At 60.7% G+C, this 1,281-nt stretch carries 2 protein-coding genes; both read left to right on the plus strand.

All coding sequences use genetic code 11. The features are described from left to right. Positions 1-168, plus strand: a complete 168-nt coding sequence (locus AAC083_RS20390) for a family 4 glycosyl hydrolase (protein WP_339736582.1) — start codon at positions 1-3, stop codon at positions 166-168. 162 nt (positions 169-330) lie between these two features. Beyond that, on the plus strand, positions 331-1,281 hold a 951-nt coding region (recN, locus tag AAC083_RS23375; protein WP_258224790.1), incomplete at its 3' end, for a DNA repair protein RecN.

The following is a 1,281-nucleotide window of genomic DNA, read 5'->3' on the forward strand; positions in this document are numbered from 1 at the left end:
ATGAAGGAGTTCGAGCAGCTCACCATCGAGGCGGCCATCACCGGCAACCGCCATACCGCCTGGCGTGCCCTGGTGCTCAACCCGCTCATCACCAGCGGCAGTCGGCTGGAACAGGCGCTGGACGAGGTGATTGCCGCCCATCCGGATCTGATGTCGGCCTTCCACTGACCCCCGCGTCTCTCTTCTCTCATCGCTCTCCTCGCTAGCCCGTGCGGGTCACCAGTCTGGTGGCCCGTATTCGTTAAAAATGGCGGCACCCTCTTTACTGTATATAAGACCAGTATATACTGGATGCATACACAGTAATGTTGGCCCATACAGGATGAGACCATGCTGACCCAGCTGACCGTCAACAACTTCGCCATCGTCAAGTTTCTCGAACTCGATCTGCAACCCGGCATGACCTGCATCACGGGTGAGACGGGCGCCGGTAAATCCATCGCCATAGACGCGCTCGGACTCTGCCTCGGCGAGCGGGCCGAAGCCAGCATGGTGCGCCCCGATAGCGACAAGACAGAGGTCAGCGCCCGTTTCCTGCTGGACGACAACCCCGCCGCCCGCGCCTGGCTTGCTGCCAACGAGCTGGACAACGAAGGCGAATGCATAGTGCGGCGGGTACTCTCTGCCGAAGGGCGCTCCCGCAGCTACATCAACGGCGTGCCCGTCCCCCTGACCCAACTCAAGAACCTGGGCCAACTGCTGGTCAACGTCCACGGCCAGCACGCCCACCAGCTTCTGCTCAAACCCGACTATCAACTCAATTTGCTGGATGGCTATGCCGGCCATCACCTGCTGCTGGACGAAGTGCGCCAGCACTATCAGTTATGGCGCCAGCTGCAAAATGAGCTCAACCGCCTCAAGGCTGAACAGCAACAGCGGGAGGCTCGCCGTCAGCTCATCGAATATCAGGTACAGGAGCTGGACGAATTTGCCCTGCAACCGGGAGAGTTCGAGGCGATCGAAGAGGAGCACCAGCGGCTCGCCAACGGCACAGAGCTGATGCAGGAGTGCGGTGCCTGTCTCGATCTGCTCTATGACAACGAAGAGACCACCATCGCCGGCTTGTTGCAGGTCTCCGTCGACAAGGCCGAGAGCCTGGTGGGCATGGACAGCCGGCTCACCCCTGTGCTGCAGATGCTGAACGAGGCGATGATAGGCGTGCAGGAGAGCCACAGCGAGCTGCGCAGTTACCTCGATCGGCTGGAGCTGGATCCCGAGCGCTTCAACGAGCTCGAATCCCGCCTCTCCAAAGCCATCAATCTGGCCCGCAAGCACCATGTA

The organism is Aeromonas sp. HMWF014 (genome assembly GCF_963878295.1).
Lineage (GTDB): Bacteria > Pseudomonadota > Gammaproteobacteria > Enterobacterales > Aeromonadaceae > Aeromonas > Aeromonas popoffii.

Coding starts and splice junctions, on each gene's coding strand:
- AAC083_RS20390 (WP_339736582.1), top strand. CDS start 1: ATGAAGGAGTTCGAGCAGCTCACCATCGAGGCGGCCATCACCGGCAAC.